The following is a 17,886-nucleotide window of genomic DNA, read 5'->3' on the forward strand; positions in this document are numbered from 1 at the left end:
GCGCGCGACGCATCCCGCCGCCTACCGTGGTCAGGTGTTCCGTCCGATGCTCCGCAACCAGGTCGTGGTCGACGTCCTGATCGCCCTCTTCGCCGGCGGGGTCTTCGCCGTGCTGTCGGTCGGCGGGGTCGACCAGGTCGTCATCCTCGCGGCCATCGGCGGCTTCGTCGTCGCGCTCGCGCTGCGGCGGTCCGCTCCCGGTCTGGCGCTCGCGCTCGCGTGGCTGACCGCGGTGTTCCAGATGGTGACGGCGCAGCGCGGCAACCTCTTCGACATCATGATCGCGGGCGTCATGTACACGACGAGCGCGTACGGCGGTCGGAAGACCCGCGTCGCCGGGCTCGTGTCGGCCGTCCTCGGGAGCGTGGTCGCGGCGGTCTACTCGGCGGCCCAGGAGTGGGCCCGGCAGGTCGACTACGGGTCCTCGCAGGCCGACGCGTGGGACCAGACGCTGAAGACGCTGCTGGCGTACCTCGTCATCGTCCTCGCCGTCCTCCTCCTGCCGTGGCTCGGTGGTGTCGTCGCCCGCGCCCGGCGTGCCGCGGGCATGAGCCGGGAGGCGCAGCTGCTCGCCGAGCGTGACGCCGCCCGGGCCGACCGCGCCGTGGCGATCGAGCAGGAACGGGTCCGCATCGCCCGCGACATGCACGACATCGTGGCGCACTCACTCGCGGTGGTGATCGCCCAGGCCGACGGCGCACGGTACGCCCTGCGCGCCGACCCGTCCCTCGCCGACGAAGCACTCGGCACGATCGGGTCGACCGCACGTCGGGCCCTCGGGGACGTCCGCGAGCTGCTCGGAGCACTCCGCCACGAGCAGGGCACCGCGCCCACGCCGGACGTCGACGACATCGAACAGCTCGTCGGCCAGATGCGGGAGGTCGGCCTCGACGTGCAGGTCGAGCGCGAGGGCGACCCGTCCGCGCTGCCGACGACCACGCAGCTCGCCGTGTACCGCATCGTGCAGGAGAGCCTGACGAACGCGTACAAGCACGGCGCGCGCGGTGCACCCGTCCGGGCCAGACTGACCTACCGCCCGGACACGGTCGAGATCGCCGTCGTGAACCGCCGCGCCGAGGACGACCGACCGGGACCCGGTACCGGACACGGACTCGTCGGCATGCGCGAGCGTGCCACCATGTCCGGCGGGAGCATGACCGCGGGACCCCGAGGCGACGACTTCGCCGTCGAGGTCCGGATGCCCGCCCAACCCGCCACCGGGCAGATGCCCCGGGCCACGATCCCGTCCACCGATCAGGAGCGCAGCACGAGATGACCACCGCGGACAGCACGAGCAGCACCGAGCCGGCACGGATCCGCGTCGCCCTCGTCGACGACCAGGCACTCTTCCGCACCGGGATCCGGATGCTCATCGGGTCGCAGCCCGACCTGCAGTTCGTCGGCGAAGCGGGTGACGGCGCGGAGGGCGTGGAACTCGTCCGGCAGAGCCGCCCGGACGTCGTGCTCATGGACGTCCGCATGCCGGTCATGGACGGCATCACCGCCACGGCCAGGATCGTCGACAGCGGTGCGTCCGCCAAGGTGCTCGTCCTCACCACCTTCGACTTCGACGAAGCCGCCGCGAAGGCCATCCGGGCCGGTGCGAGCGGCTTCGTGCTGAAGGACGCCGACCCCGAGTTCCTGCTCGCGGCGATCCGCACGGTGCACGCGGGCACGACGGTGTTCGCGGCCTCGGCGACCCGCGAGCTCCTGCGTCGCTACGAGGACCCGGCAGAGCAGCGGCAGAGCGTGCCGCCCGCCTTCGCGGACCTGACGCCCCGCGAGCGCGAGATCTTCGACCTCGCGGCCCGGGGGTTCAGCAACGCCGAGATCGCGAAGCACGAGTACGTCAGCGAGGCGACCGTGAAGACCCACATCTCGCGGGTCCTGACGAAGCTCGAACTGCGGGACCGCGTCCGCCTGGTCGTCTTCGCCCACGAGTACGGGCTCGTCACCAAGGGCGACTGAAACATCATCCGTCAGGCGGACCCGGACGGGGGAACCGAGCCGAACGGATGACGGACGCGAGCCAGGCGACGGACGCGGGACGGTCCTCCCGGACGCGATCGTGGAGCCATGACCAACCACGCTCCGATCATCCGTCTCGACCACGTGTCCAAGCACTACGGTGACGCCTCGCGCCGGGTGACGGCGCTCGACGACGTCAGCGTCGACATCGGCGCGGGCGAGTTCACCGCCGTCATGGGCCCGTCCGGCTCCGGCAAGTCCACCCTCATGCACGTCGCCGCCGGACTCGACCAGGTGTCGTCCGGTCGCATCACCATCGACGGCACGGACATCACCGGCCTCGGCGACCGGGAACTCACCGAACTCCGTCGTCGCCGTCTCGGCTTCGTGTTCCAGTCCTTCAATCTCGTGCCGACGCTCGACGTCAGCGAGAACATCCGGCTGCCGTTCCTGCTCGGCGGCCACAAGCCGGACCGCGAGGAGTCGGTGTGGATCGACCGCCTCGTCGAGATGCTCGGCCTCGGCAACCGTCTCACACACCGACCCCACCAGCTCTCCGGCGGGCAGCAGCAGCGCGTCGCCATCGCCCGCGCGCTGGCCTCCCGACCCGCCGTCGTGGTCGCCGACGAGCCGACCGGCGCGCTCGACTCCCGCACCGGCCGTGACGTGCTCGCCATCCTGCGCGGTGCGGTCGCCGACTGGGGGCAGAGCGTCGTGATGGTCACGCACGACCCCGTGGCGGCGGCGAACGCGGACCGGATCCTGTTCCTGGCCGACGGCCGGATCGTCGCCGACCGCCCCGCGATGGCAGCAGCGGACATCTCCGCCACGATGCTCGGGATGGAGGCCGCCGCGTGAACGGGCTCCGACAGTTCGCTCCGACCGTCCTCGTCGCGGCGCTCGGCACGACGTTCGGCTCCGCGCTCGTCATCGCACCCGGCATCGTCACCGAGGCGATGGCGATGAGCCCGCTGGACGACGTCGCCACCGTCAAGGCGATCCTCTCGGTGATCGGGTGGCTCTTCCTCGGCATCGCCCTGTACGTCGGGGCGATCGTCACCGCCAACACGTGCGCGACCCTCATCGCCGGGCAGACCCGCGTCATCGCCCTGCAGCGGCTCGTCGGCGCCACGGGGGCGTCCATCCGGTCCCGCATCACCCGCACCGGGCTGCTCGTCGGGCTGGTCGGCGGGGTCGTCGGCGCCCTGGTCGGCACGGGGCTGTCGGCGGTGTTCGTGACCGTCCTCCGCGGGAACGGCTTCCTGCCGGACCGCTCGTACACCCTCGTGCCGTGGGAGCTCGTCCTGCCGGTGGTCGCGGTGGTCCTCGCGACCTGGGGCGCCTTCGCCGCGGGGTCGCGCCGCGTGCTCACGGTCACCCCGCTCGAGGCCCTGTCGTCGAGCGTCGAGCCGAGCCACGACGACGTCCGGTCCGGCACAGCGCGCAAGGTCTGGGCGATCGTCCTCATGTCCGGCGGCGCGCTCCTCGCCGTCCTCGGGCTCGCGCTGAGCGCCGTCACCCCGCTCGCCGTCCTGCCGGCGGCGCTCGGCGGCTTCGTCTCCTTCGCCGGGGTCGCCGTCGGCGCGACGATCGTCATGCCCCCGGTGCTGCAGGCGATCGGCCGGATCGGCGCGCACGACCCGGTGGTCCTGCTCGCCGGGCGCAACGCCATGCGTGCTCCGGCGCGGTCCGCCCGTGCCACCATCGGGCTCGTCATCGGCGTCACGCTGCTCGTGACCTTCGCCGTGGCGCTCGGCATCATGCAGCACGTCACCGAGTCGACCCTGTCCGGCGTGGACGGCATGACGCCCGCGATGCTCGAGGAGCAGCGGAGCTTCTTCGAGCAGCTCAACGCCGTCGTGAGCGTGATCGTCGGGTTCTCGGCCGTGATCGCCGCCGTCGGGGTCGTCAACGCCCTCGCGCTCGGCGTCCTGCAGCGCCGTCGGGAGCTCGGGCTGCTCCGCGTGCTCGGACTGACCGGTGTGCAGGTCCGTCGGATGATCGTCACCGAGGCCGTGCAGATGGTGGTCGCCGCCGTCGTCACCGGGCTCGTGCTCGGCACGTTCTACGGGTGGCTCGGCGGGCAGACGCTGCTCGGCGTGCTCGGCTCGGTCGTCACGCCCGTCCTGCCGCCGCTGACGATCGCGATCGTCGTGGTCGGGGCGCTCGTCCTCGCGGTCGTCGCGACGGTCGCGCCGGTGCGACGCGCGATGCGTGTGCCACCGACGGAGGCGCTCGCGGTCGACTGAGCGGCCGCCGGTCCGGTGCGACGCGCCAGCGGCGGCTCGGCCGTGCCGGACGGGAGGCCCACCACCGGACCGGTGGTGGGCCTCCCGTCCGTGCGCCTCCCGTCACACAGTGCGCCGGCGGCCACCTCCGGTGCTAGCGTGAACCCGATGTCCTCGGCACTCCTCCTCCTCCTTCGTCGCCGCGACGAGGCCTGACAACCGGCCCACCTCGTCGCGGAGTCCGTCGTGGCCGCTCCTGAACCACACCGACGAAAGCGAACCGATGCAGAACGCACAGCGCCCCTCCGGGATGCCGATCCACAAGTACGTCCCCTTCTCCGAGCAGATCACCGTCGACCTGCCCGACCGGACCTGGCCGACCAAGCGCATCGACCGCGCGCCGCGCTGGTGCGCCGTCGACCTGCGTGACGGCAACCAGGCCCTCATCGACCCGATGGACGCCGAACGCAAGCGGGCGATGTTCGACCTGCTCGTGCAGATGGGCTACAAGGAGATCGAGGTCGGGTTCCCGAGCGCCTCGCAGACCGACTTCGACTTCGTCCGGTCGCTCATCGACGAGGGCGCCATCCCCGAGGATGTCACGATCCAGGTCCTGACGCAGGCGCGCGAGCACCTCATCGACCGCACGTACGAGGCGATCGACGGCGCGAAGCAGGCCATCGTGCACCTGTACAACTCGACGAGCATCGTGCAGCGCGAGGTCGTCTTCCGCACCGACGTGCAGGGCGTCATCGACATCGCCGTCGCCGGGGCGCACATGTGCAAGGCAGCGGAGGCCCGGCTGCAGCACGGCACGACGGTCTACTACGAGTACTCGCCGGAGTCCTACACGGGCACCGAGCTCGAGGTCGCGGTGCAGATCTGCAACGCCGTGCTCGAGGTCTTCGAGCCGACCCCCGAGCGCAAGGTCATCGTCAACCTGCCCGCGACCGTCGAGATGGCGACGCCGAACGTCTACGCCGACTCGATCGAGTGGATGTCACGCCACCTCGCCCACCGCGAGGACGTCATCCTGTCGCTGCACCCGCACAACGACCGCGGCACCGCCGTCGCCGCCGCCGAGCTCGGCTACATGGCCGGTGCCGACCGCATCGAGGGCTGCCTGTTCGGCAACGGGGAGCGCACCGGCAACGTCGACCTGGTCGCCCTCGGGATGAACCTGTTCACGCAGGGCATCGACCCGGAGGTGGACCTGTCGGACATCGACCAGGTCAAGCGCACGGTCGAGTACTGCAACCAGCTGCCGGTGCCGGAGCGCCAGCCGTGGGCGGGCGACCTCGTCTACACCGCGTTCAGCGGGTCGCACCAGGACGCGATCAAGAAGGGCCTCGAGGCGCTCGAGGCCCGTGCGGCCGCCGAGGGCGTCGGTGTCGACGACGTCGTCTGGGCCGTCCCGTACCTGCCGGTCGACCCGAAGGACATCGGCCGCTCGTACGAGGCCGTCATCCGGGTGAACTCGCAGTCCGGCAAGGGCGGTGTCGCGTACCTGCTGAAGACCGACCACGCGCTCGACCTGCCCCGCAAGCTGCAGATCGAGTTCTCCGGGGTCGTGCAGCGGCGGACCGACGCCGAGGGCGGCGAGTTCACGTCCGAGCGGATCTGGGAGCTGTTCTCCGACGAGTACCTGCCCGCGCACGTCGACGACGACAAGTGGGGCCGCTACGAGATCACGAAGACCGCGACCTCGAGCGACTTCGACGGAACCACGAAGCTGTCCGTCGCGATGCGCGTCGACGAGGGCTCGGTCACGTCCGAAGCGGTCGGCACGGGTCCGATCGACGCCTTCCTCTCCGTGATGGCGGAGCAGGGCGTCGCCGTCACGCTGTACGACTACTCCGAGCACACGATGAGCGCCTCCGGGGACGCGAAGGCGGCGTCGTACGTGGAACTCGACGTCGACGGCGTCCGGCTCTGGGGCGTCGGGATCGACGCCGACATCGCCACCGCGTCGCTCAAGGCGATCGTGTCCGCGGTGAACCGTGCCGTGCGCGCCGGTGCGGCCTCCGGTGCGCCGGAGCTCGTCTCCGCGTAGCACCGCGGCGGACGGGAGGCGCGGTGCGGGTCCGCCCTGCGCCTCCCGTCCGTGCGCCGGTCCCGTCCGTGCGTTGAAGTCGCACGACCTGCCGCCCGGAGCGCGCCGGGCCGACACGTCCTGCGACCTGGGCGACCTGCGCGCGGCGCGTCGTGCGACCGCGGCGACCAGCGGGCAGGTCGTGTCGGTCGGGCGGGGGATACTGGGGTCATGCCGCTGTACCGGGACGAGTGCGTCGTGTTGCGCACCCACAAGCTCGGTGAGGCCGACCGCATCGTCACCATGCTGAGCCGGCAGCACGGCAAGATCCGGGCCGTCGCGAAGGGCGTCCGGCGCACCGCGTCGAAGTTCGGCTCGCGGCTCGAACCGTTCATGGTCGTCGACGCCCAGTTCTACGAGGGCCGGTCGCTCGACATCGTCACGCAGGCCGAGTCCCTGGGCGCGTACGGGGCCCGCATCGTCGCCGACTACGGCGCGTACACGGCGGCGAGTGCGATGGTCGAGACCGCCGACCGACTGAGCGAGGCGGACGCCGGGCTCCAGCAGTACCTGCTGCTCGTCGGTGCCCTGCGGTCGCTGTCGCGCGGGGAACACCAGCCGAGCGCGACCCTCGACTCGTACCTGCTCCGCGCGATGAGCATCGCGGGGTGGGCGCCGTCGTTCAGCGACTGTGCCGTCACCGGGGAGCCCGGGCCGCACTCGGCGTTCGTCGTGCAGCTCGGCGGGGTCGTGGCGGACTCGGCCGCGCCTCCCGGCACACCGCGCCTGGACCCCGCGACGCTCGACGTCCTCGGGTCGCTGCTCGCCGGTGACTGGGGGACCGTCGACGCGACGGACGAGCGGACGAGATCCCGGGCCTCCGGCGTGGTCGCGGCGTACGCGCAGTGGCACCTGGAACGATCGCTCCGGTCGTTGCCGCACGTCGACCGCACCGAGCACCCGTCGCCCCTGGCCCCGCACCCGGGCGGGGTGCCGGCGGCGGTGGCAGCGGTGCCGGCGCCGCCGGTGCCGACGCCCTACCCGGCGGACCCCGGCGCCGTACCCGCACCGCCCGAACCCGAAGGAACCCGCGCATGAGCCCTCGCCGTCCCGCTGCCGAGCCGGAGTCCTTCCTGCCGGTCGACTGGACGGGCGAGCAGCCGCCCGCCATCCCGGGGCGCTTCGTCCCCGAGCACGTTGCGATCGTCATGGACGGCAACGGTCGGTGGGCGAACCAGCGCGGACTCACCCGCATCGAGGGACACAAGGCCGGCGAGGCCTCGCTGCTCGACGTGGTGGCCGGCGCGATCCAGATCGGCGTCACGCACGTGTCGGCGTACGCGTTCTCGACCGAGAACTGGAAGCGCTCACCGGAGGAGGTCCGGTTCCTCATGGGCTTCAACCGGGACGTCATCCGCCGTCGGCGCGACCAGCTGCACGAGTGGGGCGTGCGCGTCCGGTGGGCGGGTCGCACGCCGAGGCTGTGGCGGAGCGTCATCGACGAGCTGCAGACCGCCGAGGAGCTGACCGCGGGCAACGACGTCCTCACGCTCACGATGTGCGTCAACTACGGCGGACGCAACGAGATCGCCGACGCCGTGCGCTCGATCGCGGACGACGTCGCCGCCGGACGCCTCAAGCCGAGCCAGGTGACGGAGAAGACCCTGGCGAAGCGGCTGTACGTCCCCGAGCTGCCCGACGTGGACCTCTTCCTCCGGAGCTCGGGGGAGCAGCGGACGAGCAACTTCCTGCTCTGGCAGTCGGCCTACGCCGAGATGGTGTTCCTCGACCGGCTGTGGCCCGACTTCCGTCGCTCCGACCTGTGGGGCGCGATCGAGGAGTACGCCCGCCGCGACCGTCGGTACGGCGGCGCGGTGGACACCCCGACGGCCTAGGCCGCCCGCGCAGCCGAGGCCGGTGCGTGTGACCGCCCGGTCAGGCGAGGAGGTGTGCCGCCGACCGCGCGGCGTCGAGGGCGGCGCGGACGCTCGGCACGCGCTCGGCGCCGCGGGCGACGACGACCTCGACGCGTCGGGCCAGGTCGTCGTCGACGGGGTCGATCGCGACACCGGCGGGGATGACCGTCGTCGCGAGCGCCAGCCGGGGGAGCAGCGCCACTCCGAGCCCGGCGGCGACGAGCCCCACCACCGCGGCCGCGTTGTCGGTCTCGAGGACGATGTCCGGCGTGAACCCCGCCGTCGCGCACGAGGCGAGCAGGTGGCCACGGCAGCGCGGGCAGCCGCCGATCCACCGGTCGTCCCGATGGGCCGCGAGGTCGACGACGGCGGCGCCGGCGACGCGGGCGGTGTCCGGGCCTCCCGGCCGACCCGCGTCGACCGGCGTCACCAGCGCGAGCGGGTCGCGTCCGAGCGCCCGGGTGACGAGCCCGGGGTCGGGGACGGCGCCGACCTCGTCCCCGACGTAGGTGAACGTGAGGGCGACGTCGACCTCGCCACTGCGGACCAGGTCGAGCGCCTCGGGCGGCTCGACCTCGACGTACGAGGTCCGTACGCCCGGCGCCGTCACCGCCAGCCGCGCGAGCACCGTGGGCACGAGGCCCGAGGAGGCGCTCGGGAACCCGGCCAGCCGGACGCGACCGCGGGTGAGGCCGCCGACGGCGTCCAGGTCCTCGCGCGCGGCGGTCAGCGCTGCCTGCACGTGCAGGGCGTGGTCGGCGAGCACCTGCCCGGCGTGCGTGAGCGTGGCACCGCGGCCGCCACGGAGGACGAGCGCGTGCCCGAGCCGCTGCTCCGCGCGGGTCAGCAGCTGGCTGACGGCGGGTTGGCTCGAGCCCAGGGAGGTCGCCGCACGCGTGATCGAACCGTGGTCCGCGACGGCGCGGAGGACCCGGAGCAGCTGCGGATCGATCTCGTCCATTACGTCATGTTACCGGTGGCACAAGCAGGATGCTCTGGCGTGATGGGTCGGTCGGGAGGACCCTGTCGGACATGGACTCGTTCCCCGACGGCCGCGGCTACCTCGCGGCGTGCACCGCAGGCCTCCCGACGCTCGGCACCCTCACCGCCCAGCGCGCCGACCTCGACGCGTGGTCGCGCGCCGAGACCTCCCCGGCCCGCTACGGCGCCCTCGTGGAGGAGGGGCGCGCCCTGTTCGCGTCCCTCGTCGGCGTCCCGGCGGCGCAGGTCGCGACCGGCTCCCAGACGTCCGTGATGGCTGCCGTCGTCGCCGACGCCCTGCCCGACGGTGCCGAGGTCGTCGTCCCCGACGGTGACTTCAGCTCGGTCGTGTTCCCCTTCCTGGCGCAGGCCCACCGCGGTGTCCGCGTGCGCAGCGTCCCGCTCGACCGACTCGCGGCGTCCGTCGGACCGGACACCGCGCTCGTCGTCTGGTCCGCCGTGCAGTCCGCGAGCGGCGTCGTCACCGACCCGGACCCGGTCGTCGCCGTGGCCCGGCGGGTTGGTGCGCTCACGCTCTGCGACCTGACGCAGGCGGCCGGGGTGCTGCCCGTCTCCGCCGCGCCCTTCGACGTGACGCTCACGCACGCCTACAAGTGGTTGTGCGCCCCGCGCGGCGTCGCGTTCATGACGCTCTCGGACGAGGCACTCGGTCGGCTGCGCCCCGTGCAGGCCGGGTGGTACGCGGGCGAGGACGTGTGGTCGTCCTGCTACGGCCCCGCCATGCGCCTGGCCGACGACGCACGCCGGTTCGACGTCTCCCCGGCCTGGCAGGCGTGGCCCGGCGCGGTGGCGGCGCTCCGGCACGCCGTGGCCCTCGACCAGCGCTCGACCTGGAGGCACGCCACCGGTCTCGCGGACCGGCTCTGCGACGCGCTCGGGTCGCCGCGGCAGGGGCGCGGTGTCGGTGCTGCGGCCGGCGGCGGTGTCGAGGGGCAGGCGATCGTCACGTTCCCGGACGCCGACGGGACGGCACTCCGGGCGGTGACCGCTGCGGGGCTCACCGCCTCGGGTCGGGCCGGCCGCCTCCGCATCGCGTTCCACCACTGGAACGACGAGGACGACGTGTCCGCCGTGGTCGCGGCGCTGGCAGGGGAGGAGCCGGCCACGTCGGAACCGTGACGAGCCGAGGAGGAGCCTGGGCGGGCCTCCCGGGCCGCTAGCATTGCCGGGTCCGCCCGCACACCGAGCACCCAGCTCGGCGAACACAGGAGCTCTCCGTGGCACAGCCCTCCCGTCTCGACAGCGTCATCGCCCTGGCCAAGCGCCGTGGCTTCGTCTTCCAGTCGGGGGAGATCTACGGCGGATCCCGCTCCGCGTGGGACTACGGGCCCCTCGGCGTGGAGCTCAAGGAGAACATCAAGCGCCAGTGGTGGCAGCGGTTCGTCCGCGGCCGCGGTGACATGGTCGGCCTCGACTCCGCCGTCATCCTGCCCCGCAAGGTGTGGGAGGCCTCCGGGCACGTCGCGACGTTCACCGACCCGCTCGTCGAGTGCCTGCACTGCCACCACCGCTTCCGCGAGGACCACCTGCTCGAGGCGTTCGAGGCGAAGAAGGGCCGCGCCCCCGAGGGCGGCATGGCCGAGGTCGCGTGCCCGAACTGCGGCACCCGCGGCGAGTGGACCGAGCCCCGCGAGTTCTCCGGCATGCTCAAGACGTACCTCGGCCCGGTCGAGTCCGAGGAGGGCCTGAACTTCCTCCGTCCCGAGACCGCGCAGGGCATCTTCGTCGACTTCGCGCAGGTCGTCACGACCAGCCGCATGAAGCCCCCGTTCGGCATCGGCCAGGTCGGCAAGGCGTTCCGCAACGAGATCACGCCGGGCAACTTCATCTTCCGCACCCGCGAGTTCGAGCAGATGGAGATCGAGTACTTCGTGCCGCCGGCCTCGGCCGAGGAGCACTACGAGCAGTGGATCGCGGACGCCGTCGCGTTCTACACCGACCTCGGCATCGACCCGGAGAACCTCCGCCGCTTCGACGTGCCGGACGGCGAGCGGGCGCACTACTCCGACGCCACCGCCGACATCGAGTACCGCTTCGGCTTCGCCGGCACCGAATGGGGCGAGCTCATGGGCGTGGCCAACCGCACCGACTTCGACCTGAAGAACCACATCGAGGCGTCGGGCCAGGACCTCCGCTACTTCGACCAGGCCGCGAACGAGAAGTACGTCCCGTACGTCATCGAGCCGTCCTTCGGCCTGACCCGTGCCCTCATGGCGTTCCTGCTCGACTCGTACTCCGAGGACGAGGCCCCGAACGCGAAGGGCGGCGTCGACAAGCGCACGGTCCTGCGCCTCGACCCGCGCCTGGCACCCGTCAAGGCCGCGGTGCTCCCGCTGTCCCGCAACGAGCAGCTCTCGCCGGTCGCCCGCGGCCTGGCGGACGACCTCCGCAAGAACTGGAACGTCGACTTCGACGACGCCGGTGCGATCGGCCGCCGCTACCGTCGCCACGACGAGATCGGCACGCCGTTCTGCATCACGGTCGACTTCGACACGCTCGAGGACAAGGCCGTGACGGTGCGCGAGCGCGACACGATGGGCCAGGAGCGCGTCGGCCTCGACCGCTTGCAGGGGTACCTGGCGGAGCGGCTGCTCGGCGCGTAGCACGCGGCCGGTGCCGTTCCGTCGGCCGGCGCCGATCGGACTCGCACGACCAAGACCGCCTCGAACCACGGGATCCGTCGGTTCGGGGCGGTCCTGGTCGTGCGGTGCCGAACGACGCCGGCGGGGCGGGAATGGGGAACGCCGGCGCGCGTTGGGGTGAGCATGAGCGACACTGTGAAGGTCGATGTCTGGTCGGACATCGCCTGCCCCTGGTGCTACATCGGCAAGCGCAAGTTCGAGGCGGGCGTCTCCGCGTTCGGCGGCCCGGTCGAGGTCGAGTACCACTCCTTCGAACTGAGCCCGGACACCCCCGTCGACTTCGAGGGCACCGAGGCCGAGTTCCTCTCGCAGCACAAGGGCCTGCCGGTGCAGCAGGCGCAGCAGATGATCGACCAGGTCGCCGGCATCGCCGCCCAGGTCGACCTGCACTACGACTACGACGCCCTGCGGCACACGAACACCGTCAAGGCGCACCAGGTCATCCACGTGGCCAAGCAGCACGGCAAGCAGCTCGAGATGGTCGAGCGCCTCTTCACCGCCTACTTCGAGCGCGGCGAACACGTCGGGCAGGACGAGTCGCTGGCCGACCTGGCCGCCGAGGTCGGACTCGACCGTGACGAGGTGCTCGCCACCCTCCGCGACGACACCCAGCTCGCCGCGGTCCGTGCCGACCAGGCGCAGGCCCAGGCGTACGGCATCAACGGCGTCCCGTTCTTCGTCATCGACGGCAAGTACGGCGTCTCGGGTGCCCAGGACCCGGCGGCGTTCGAGCAGGTCCTCCGCCAGGTGGTCGCCCTCCGGGAGTCGACCCCCGCCGAGGTGGCCGAGGCCGCCCAGCGCGCCGAGGACGACGCGGCAGCGGACGCCGAGGTGACCCGATGACGGGCGCGACGGGCCCGATGGGTGCCGCGTCGGGCCTCCCGGCCGGTCTGGGCCCACGCGAGCCGGTACCGACGCGTCGCGAAGCGGCGGGGCGGCCGAGCTCGTGGGGAGAGGGACGACCCGCCATCCTGACGTTGGTCACGGCCGGCGGCGCCCCCGTCTGCGAGGGCGACTCGTGCTTCGTGCCGGGCGCCGAGGGGGACTGGTCCGAGGTCCCGGACTGACGCGGGCTCCGTCAGGGGCGGGCGGGCTCCTCGTCGGTGATGTCCGCGATCGTCGCGCCGTAGGCGGCGACGAGTGCGTCGCCGTCGACGAACGCGCTCGCACCCTGGCGACCCGCTCCCAGTGCGATCCGTCGGCCGAGCACCCGCTCGTCGGCGTACACCGGCAGGTCGCCGGTCGCGCCGATCGGGGTGATGGTGCCGCGCTCGTAGCCGCTGGCCTCGAGGGCCGTGGCCGCGTCGGGCATCGACAGCTTGTTCACGCCGACGACGGTGCGGAGCTTCTTCCAGGCGATGCTCCGGCCGCCGGGGACGAGGGCGAGCAGGAAGCCACCGTCGTGCCGCTTCACCACGAGGGTCTTCACGATGTCGCCGGGGTCGATGCCGAGCAGGGCGGCGGCGCCCTCGAGCGAATCGGCCGCGGGACGCTCGACGACCTGGACGTCGAGGCCCCGGGCGGCAGCGTCGGCGTCGAAGCGGGAGACGGCATCGGGATCGGTCATGTGGAGAACGCTACCGGCGGCAGCCGACGTGGGAGAATGGGCGAGGTATGACGATCACACAAGCAGCAGCACCCCTGCGCATCGGCCCGATCCAGGTCGATGCGCCCGTCGTGCTCGCCCCGATGGCCGGCATCACGAACATGGCGTACCGCCGCCTCTGCCGCGAGTACGGCGCCGGGCTGTACGTGTGCGAGATGATCACCTCCCGTGCCCTGGTGGAGCGGACGCCCGAGTCGATGCGGCTGATCCGGCACCACGAGTCCGAGACCCCGCGGTCGATCCAGCTGTACGGCGTCGAACCGAACACCGTCGCCGAGGCCGCCACGATCCTGGTCGGCGAGGACCGCGCGGACCACATCGACCTCAACTTCGGGTGCCCGGTGCCGAAGGTCACGCGCAAGGGCGGCGGTGCGGCCCTGCCGTGGAAGCTCGACCTGTTCCGGGACCTCGTGACGAAGACCGTCGCGGCCGCGGGCGACGTGCCGGTCACCGTGAAGATGCGCAAGGGCATCGACGGCGACCACCTCACCTACCTCGACGCGGCGAAGATCGCGCGGGACGCCGGTGTCGCGAGCGTCGCCCTGCACGCCCGCACCGCCAACGAGCACTACTCGGGCCAGGCCGATTGGTCGGCGATCGCGACCCTCAAGGAGACGATCACCGACATCCCGGTGCTCGGCAACGGGGACATCTGGTCCGCGGCCGACGCCCTCCGGATGGTCGACGAGACCGGTTGCGACGGCGTCGTCGTCGGACGCGGGTGCCTCGGCCGACCGTGGCTGTTCGGCGACCTCGCCGCGGCGTTCCGGGGCGAGGACCTCCGTGCGGCACCGAGCCTCGGTGACGTCGCGGTCGCCTTCCGTCGGCACGCCGAGCTGCTCGTCGAGTTCTTCGAGTCCGAGGAGCACGGCTGCCGGGACATCCGGAAGCACGTGGCGTGGTACTTCAAGGGGTACCCGATCGGCGGAGAGGTCCGTTCCGGTCTCGCGATGGCGTCGAGCCTGCAGGAGATCGACGACCTGCTCGGCAAGCTCGACTGGAGCGCCCCCTACCCGGGCGCCGACGTCGAGGGCCCGCGGGGCCGTGCCGGCCACGCCAAGCGCACCGCACTGCCCGACCGGTGGCTCGAGAGCCGCGACGTGGACGCGGAGTTCCGCAAGGTCCTCGCCGCCGCCGAGATGCACCACAGCGGCGGATGAGCGCCACCTCGTCGTACGGTCCGGCCGACGCCGACCGGTGGTTCCCCGAGCAGCACAGCAGCCGGCGGAGCGACTTCGCGCGTGACCGCGCCCGCCTGCTGCACTCCAGCGCGCTGCGCCGCCTCGCCGCGAAGACGCAGGTCCTCAGCCCGACCACCGGGCTCGACTTCGCCCGGAACCGCCTGACGCACTCGCTCGAGGTGGCGCAGGTCGGTCGCGAGCTCGCCGACAGCCTGGGCCTCGACCCGGACGTCGTCGACACGGCCTGCCTCGCGCACGACATCGGGCACCCGCCGTTCGGCCACAACGGCGAGACCGCGGTCAACGCCTGGGCCGCCGGCATCGGCGGGTTCGAGGGCAACGCGCAGACGCTGCGGTTGCTCACCCGGCTCGAGCCGAAGGTCTACGGCGACGACGGCCGGGCCTACGGGCTCAACCTGACCCGGGCCTCCCTCGACGCCAGCTGCAAGTACCCCTGGCCGGCGTCGCAGGGCGTCGGCGAGGCGTCGTCGGGACGGACCAAGTTCGGCTTCTACGACGACGACCACGAGGCCTTCGCCTGGCTCCGCGCCGGCGCACCGCGACGACAGCGGTGCATCGAGGCCCAGGTGATGGACCTGTCCGACGACATCGCGTACTCGGTGCACGACTTCGAGGACGCCGTCGTCGCGGGCTTCATCGACGTCGCTGCGCTCGGCGACCGCGTCGGTGAGAACGACATCGTCACCGCCATGCACGCCTGGGTCGGCGACGACCTGAGCCGCGACGAACTCCTCGAGGCGTTCGACCGCCTGCGCGGGATGTCGCTGTGGATGACCTCGTACGACGGCTCGCGGCAGGACCAGGCACGCCTGAAGAACCTGACGAGTCAGCTCATCGGCCGCTTCGCCCGGACCGCGACCACGGCGACGCGGGAGTCCTACGCCTCCGGCTCGCTCGTGCGGTTCGCCGCGAGCGTCGTCACGCCGCCGGAGATCATCGGCGAGATCGCGGTGCTCAAGGGCATCGTCGCGGCCTTCGTGATGACGCACGGCGACCGGCAGCCCGTGTACGAGGACCAGCGGCGCGTGTTGACCGAACTGCTCGACGCGATCGCCGCGCGCGAGGACTCCGCACTCGAGCCCGGGTTCGCCGCCGACTGGCGGGCCGCCGGGGACGACGCCGGACGGCTCCGGGCCGTGGTGGACCAGGTGGCGAGCCTCACCGACCAGGGGGCGCTCGCCTGGCACAAGCGGCTGGTGGTCGGGGAGCGCGAGACGGTCTCCATCGCCGTCTGACCGGAGCGGGTCCGTTGCCCGCGCGGACCGGTGTCCCGACGCGGGTGCACACGGTCCGCCGGCGTCGGCCCGCCGAACTAGAATCGTCGGGTGGCAGGCCTGATCGCGCGGAACGACATCGACGAGGTCCGCGCGCGCGTGGACATCGCCGACGTCGTGGGCGACTACGTCACGCTGAAGTCGGCGGGCGTCGGGTCGCTGAAGGGCCTCTGCCCCTTCCACGACGAGCGGACACCCTCGTTCCACGTCCGCCCCCAGGTCGGTCGCTACCACTGCTTCGGGTGCGGTGAGGACGGCGACGTCTTCAGCTTCCTGATGTCGCAGGACCACACGACGTTCCAGGAAGCCGTCGAGCGGATGGCCGCCAAGATCGGTTTCACACTCCACTACGAGGAGGGCGACGGGCCGCGGACCGACTACAACGCGCGCGCCCGGCTCATCGCGGCGAACGAGGCCGCGCAGGCGTTCTTCACCGCGCAGCTCACGACGGCCGCGGCCGAGCCGGCCCGCCGGTTCCTGGGCGAGCGCGGCTTCGACCCGGCGGCGGCGCAGCACTTCGGCGTCGGCTTCGCACCGAAGTCGTTCGACGCGCTCAAGGACCACCTGCGCGGCCTCCGGTTCAGCATCGACGAGATCGTCGCCGCCGGACTGGCCAGCCAGGGTGACCGGTCCCCGTACGACCGGTTCCGCGGACGCCTGATGTGGCCGATCCGGGACGTCACCGGGGCCACCATCGGCTTCGGCGCACGACGGCTGCTCGAGGACGACAAGGGGCCGAAGTACCTCAACACGCCGGAGACGCCGATCTACCACAAGAGCCAGGTGCTCTACGGGATCGACCTCGCCCGCAAGGAGATCGCGAAGGGCAAGCAGGTCGTCATCGTCGAGGGCTACACGGACGTCATGGCGTGCCACCTCGCCGGGATCACGACCGCGGTGGCCACGTGCGGGACGTCGTTCGGGGTCGACCACATCAAGGTCCTCCGACCGATGCTCGGCGACTCCGCCGCACAGCACGTCTCCCAACTCGGGCAGATCGTCTTCACCTTCGACCCCGACGAGGCCGGGCAGCGCGCCGCCTCCCGTGCCTTCACCGAGGAGCAGCGGTTCGCGTCGCAGACCTACGTCGCGGTCGCGCCGGGCGGGCTCGACCCCTGCGACCTGCGCCTGGCCCGCGGCGACGACGCCGTCCGCCGGCTCGTCGAGAACCGTCGACCGATGTTCGAGTTCATGATCCGCCGTCGGTTGGACGGCCACGACCTCGACACGGTGGAGGGGCGCGTCGCGGGACTCCGTGAGTCGGCGCCGGTCATCTCCGAGATCCGTGACCGCGCGCTGGCCGACGGGTACATCCGGAACACCGCCGGCTGGCTCGGCATGGACATCGACGACGTCCGTCGCGCCGTCTCTGCGGCGCGGCGACGCCCGGCCGACAGCGGCGCGGAGACCCGGTCGCCAGGCCCGTCCGGCGCCGGTCACACCGGCTCGGGGAACGGCCACCCCGGTCACGGCGACGGACCGAGCGTGCCCGAGGAGCCGCAGGCGAGCCTCCGGTCCCTGCCGGACGACCCGATCGCGCGGATGGAGCGCGACGCGGTGATGGCGATGGTGCAGCAGCCGCAGTCCGTCGGTGTGCCGCTGCTCGGCCTGGCGGCGTCCGCCACGTTCTCGGCACGGATGCTCTCGGTCGTCCGCGACGCCGTCGTCGCCAACATCGATGCCGTGGGGGACCGGTCCTGGCTCGACAAGCTGCTCGCGGACGTGCCAGCGCCGTTCCGCTCGCTCGTGCAGGAACTCGCCCTGGCGCCGATCCCGGCGCGCTCCGACGAGGACCTGGCGATCTACTGCCGCGGCATCGTGGTGGCCCTGGTCGAGCGCGACCTGCTCGCCCGCAAGGCGTCGCTGCTCGGACAGCTGCAGCGCACCGACCCGTCCGACCAGGAGCGTCGGGCGGATGTGCAGCGGCAACTCGTCGACCTCGACGCCCAGCGGATGCGCCTCCGCGCGGACACCCCCGGAGCCTGAGGCCGGGCACTCCCGACCGGTCGTCGCGGT

Annotated in this window: 15 protein-coding genes; 13 read left to right on the forward strand and 2 right to left on the reverse strand. The window is 72.4% G+C overall.

Going from position 1 to position 17,886, the window contains the following annotated elements:
- Nucleotides 1-34 precede the first annotated feature (34 nt).
- The 7 genes from DEJ32_RS00495 (at nucleotide 35) to DEJ32_RS00525 (ending at nucleotide 8,123) form a co-directional block, all read left to right on the forward strand.
- Nucleotides 35-1,276, forward strand: a complete 1,242-nt coding sequence (locus DEJ32_RS00495) for a sensor histidine kinase (RefSeq protein ID WP_110900115.1) — start codon at nucleotides 35-37, stop codon at nucleotides 1,274-1,276.
- Complete coding sequence (locus tag DEJ32_RS00500) at nucleotides 1,273-1,968, forward strand: response regulator transcription factor (protein WP_110889640.1); 696 nt, start codon at nucleotides 1,273-1,275, stop codon at nucleotides 1,966-1,968. Before DEJ32_RS00495 ends, DEJ32_RS00500 begins: the two co-directional genes overlap by 4 nt.
- A 108-nt stretch (nucleotides 1,969-2,076) precedes the next feature.
- A complete protein-coding gene (locus DEJ32_RS00505; RefSeq protein ID WP_110899969.1) occupies nucleotides 2,077-2,826 on the forward strand; it encodes an ABC transporter ATP-binding protein in 750 nt (249 codons plus the stop codon).
- A complete protein-coding gene (locus DEJ32_RS00510; RefSeq protein ID WP_110825319.1) occupies nucleotides 2,823-4,217 on the forward strand; it encodes an ABC transporter permease in 1,395 nt (464 codons plus the stop codon). Before DEJ32_RS00505 ends, DEJ32_RS00510 begins: the two co-directional genes overlap by 4 nt.
- 262 nt (nucleotides 4,218-4,479) lie before the next feature.
- On the forward strand, nucleotides 4,480-6,249 hold the full coding sequence (gene leuA, locus DEJ32_RS00515) for a 2-isopropylmalate synthase (protein ID WP_110899970.1): 1,770 nt from the start codon (nucleotides 4,480-4,482) through the stop codon (nucleotides 6,247-6,249).
- 210 nt (nucleotides 6,250-6,459) lie between these two features.
- Complete coding sequence (gene recO, locus DEJ32_RS00520) at nucleotides 6,460-7,326, forward strand: DNA repair protein RecO (protein ID WP_181420538.1); 867 nt, start codon at nucleotides 6,460-6,462, stop codon at nucleotides 7,324-7,326.
- Entirely contained in the window at nucleotides 7,323-8,123 is an 801-nt protein-coding gene (locus tag DEJ32_RS00525) for an isoprenyl transferase (RefSeq protein ID WP_110825322.1), read from the forward strand. The genes recO and DEJ32_RS00525 overlap by 4 nt, the downstream gene beginning before the upstream one ends.
- 40 nt (nucleotides 8,124-8,163) lie before the next feature.
- Here the strand turns inward: DEJ32_RS00525 and DEJ32_RS00530 are convergent, their stop codons facing one another.
- Nucleotides 8,164-9,105 (reverse strand): LysR family transcriptional regulator, encoded by a 942-nt coding sequence (locus DEJ32_RS00530; protein WP_110899971.1) that lies wholly within the window; start codon nucleotides 9,103-9,105, stop codon nucleotides 8,164-8,166.
- Nucleotides 9,106-9,176: 71 nt separating this feature from the next.
- Between DEJ32_RS00530 and DEJ32_RS00535 the strand changes: the two genes are divergently transcribed.
- From DEJ32_RS00535 to DEJ32_RS00545, 3 genes are all read left to right on the forward strand, one after another.
- Nucleotides 9,177-10,265 carry an aminotransferase class V-fold PLP-dependent enzyme gene (locus DEJ32_RS00535; protein WP_110899972.1) on the forward strand — a complete coding sequence of 363 codons (1,089 nt, stop codon included), beginning with the start codon at nucleotides 9,177-9,179 and terminating at the stop codon, nucleotides 10,263-10,265.
- Nucleotides 10,266-10,363: 98 nt separating this feature from the next.
- Nucleotides 10,364-11,749, forward strand: a complete 1,386-nt coding sequence (locus DEJ32_RS00540; RefSeq protein WP_110899973.1) for a glycine--tRNA ligase — start codon at nucleotides 10,364-10,366, stop codon at nucleotides 11,747-11,749.
- A 162-nt stretch (nucleotides 11,750-11,911) separates the two neighbouring features.
- Nucleotides 11,912-12,631 carry a DsbA family protein gene (locus DEJ32_RS00545; RefSeq protein ID WP_110899974.1) on the forward strand — a complete coding sequence of 240 codons (720 nt, stop codon included), beginning with the start codon at nucleotides 11,912-11,914 and terminating at the stop codon, nucleotides 12,629-12,631.
- 235 nt (nucleotides 12,632-12,866) lie between these two features.
- Here DEJ32_RS00545 and DEJ32_RS00550 read toward each other — a convergent pair whose 3' ends face one another.
- Nucleotides 12,867-13,355: an aminoacyl-tRNA deacylase gene (locus tag DEJ32_RS00550; RefSeq protein WP_110899975.1), complete on the reverse strand. Its 489-nt coding sequence runs from the start codon at nucleotides 13,353-13,355 to the stop codon at nucleotides 12,867-12,869.
- A gap of 47 nt (nucleotides 13,356-13,402) precedes the next feature.
- Between DEJ32_RS00550 and dusB the strand changes: the two genes are divergently transcribed.
- The 3 genes from dusB to dnaG all read left to right on the forward strand — a co-directional run bounded on the left by dusB (nucleotide 13,403) and on the right by dnaG (nucleotide 17,856).
- Nucleotides 13,403-14,554: a tRNA dihydrouridine synthase DusB gene (gene dusB, locus DEJ32_RS00555; RefSeq protein ID WP_110899976.1), complete on the forward strand. Its 1,152-nt coding sequence runs from the start codon at nucleotides 13,403-13,405 to the stop codon at nucleotides 14,552-14,554.
- The gene (locus tag DEJ32_RS00560; protein ID WP_110899977.1) at nucleotides 14,551-15,831 is read left to right on the forward strand and encodes a deoxyguanosinetriphosphate triphosphohydrolase; all 1,281 of its coding nucleotides are present in this window, start codon (nucleotides 14,551-14,553) and stop codon (nucleotides 15,829-15,831) included. The genes dusB and DEJ32_RS00560 overlap by 4 nt, the downstream gene beginning before the upstream one ends.
- 90 nt (nucleotides 15,832-15,921) lie before the next feature.
- Nucleotides 15,922-17,856: a DNA primase gene (gene dnaG, locus DEJ32_RS00565; protein ID WP_110899978.1), complete on the forward strand. Its 1,935-nt coding sequence runs from the start codon at nucleotides 15,922-15,924 to the stop codon at nucleotides 17,854-17,856.
- The last annotated feature ends 30 nt before the right edge of the window (nucleotides 17,857-17,886 follow it).

This window comes from Curtobacterium sp. MCPF17_046 (assembly GCF_003224295.1).
Classification (GTDB): Bacteria; Actinomycetota; Actinomycetes; order Actinomycetales; family Microbacteriaceae; genus Curtobacterium.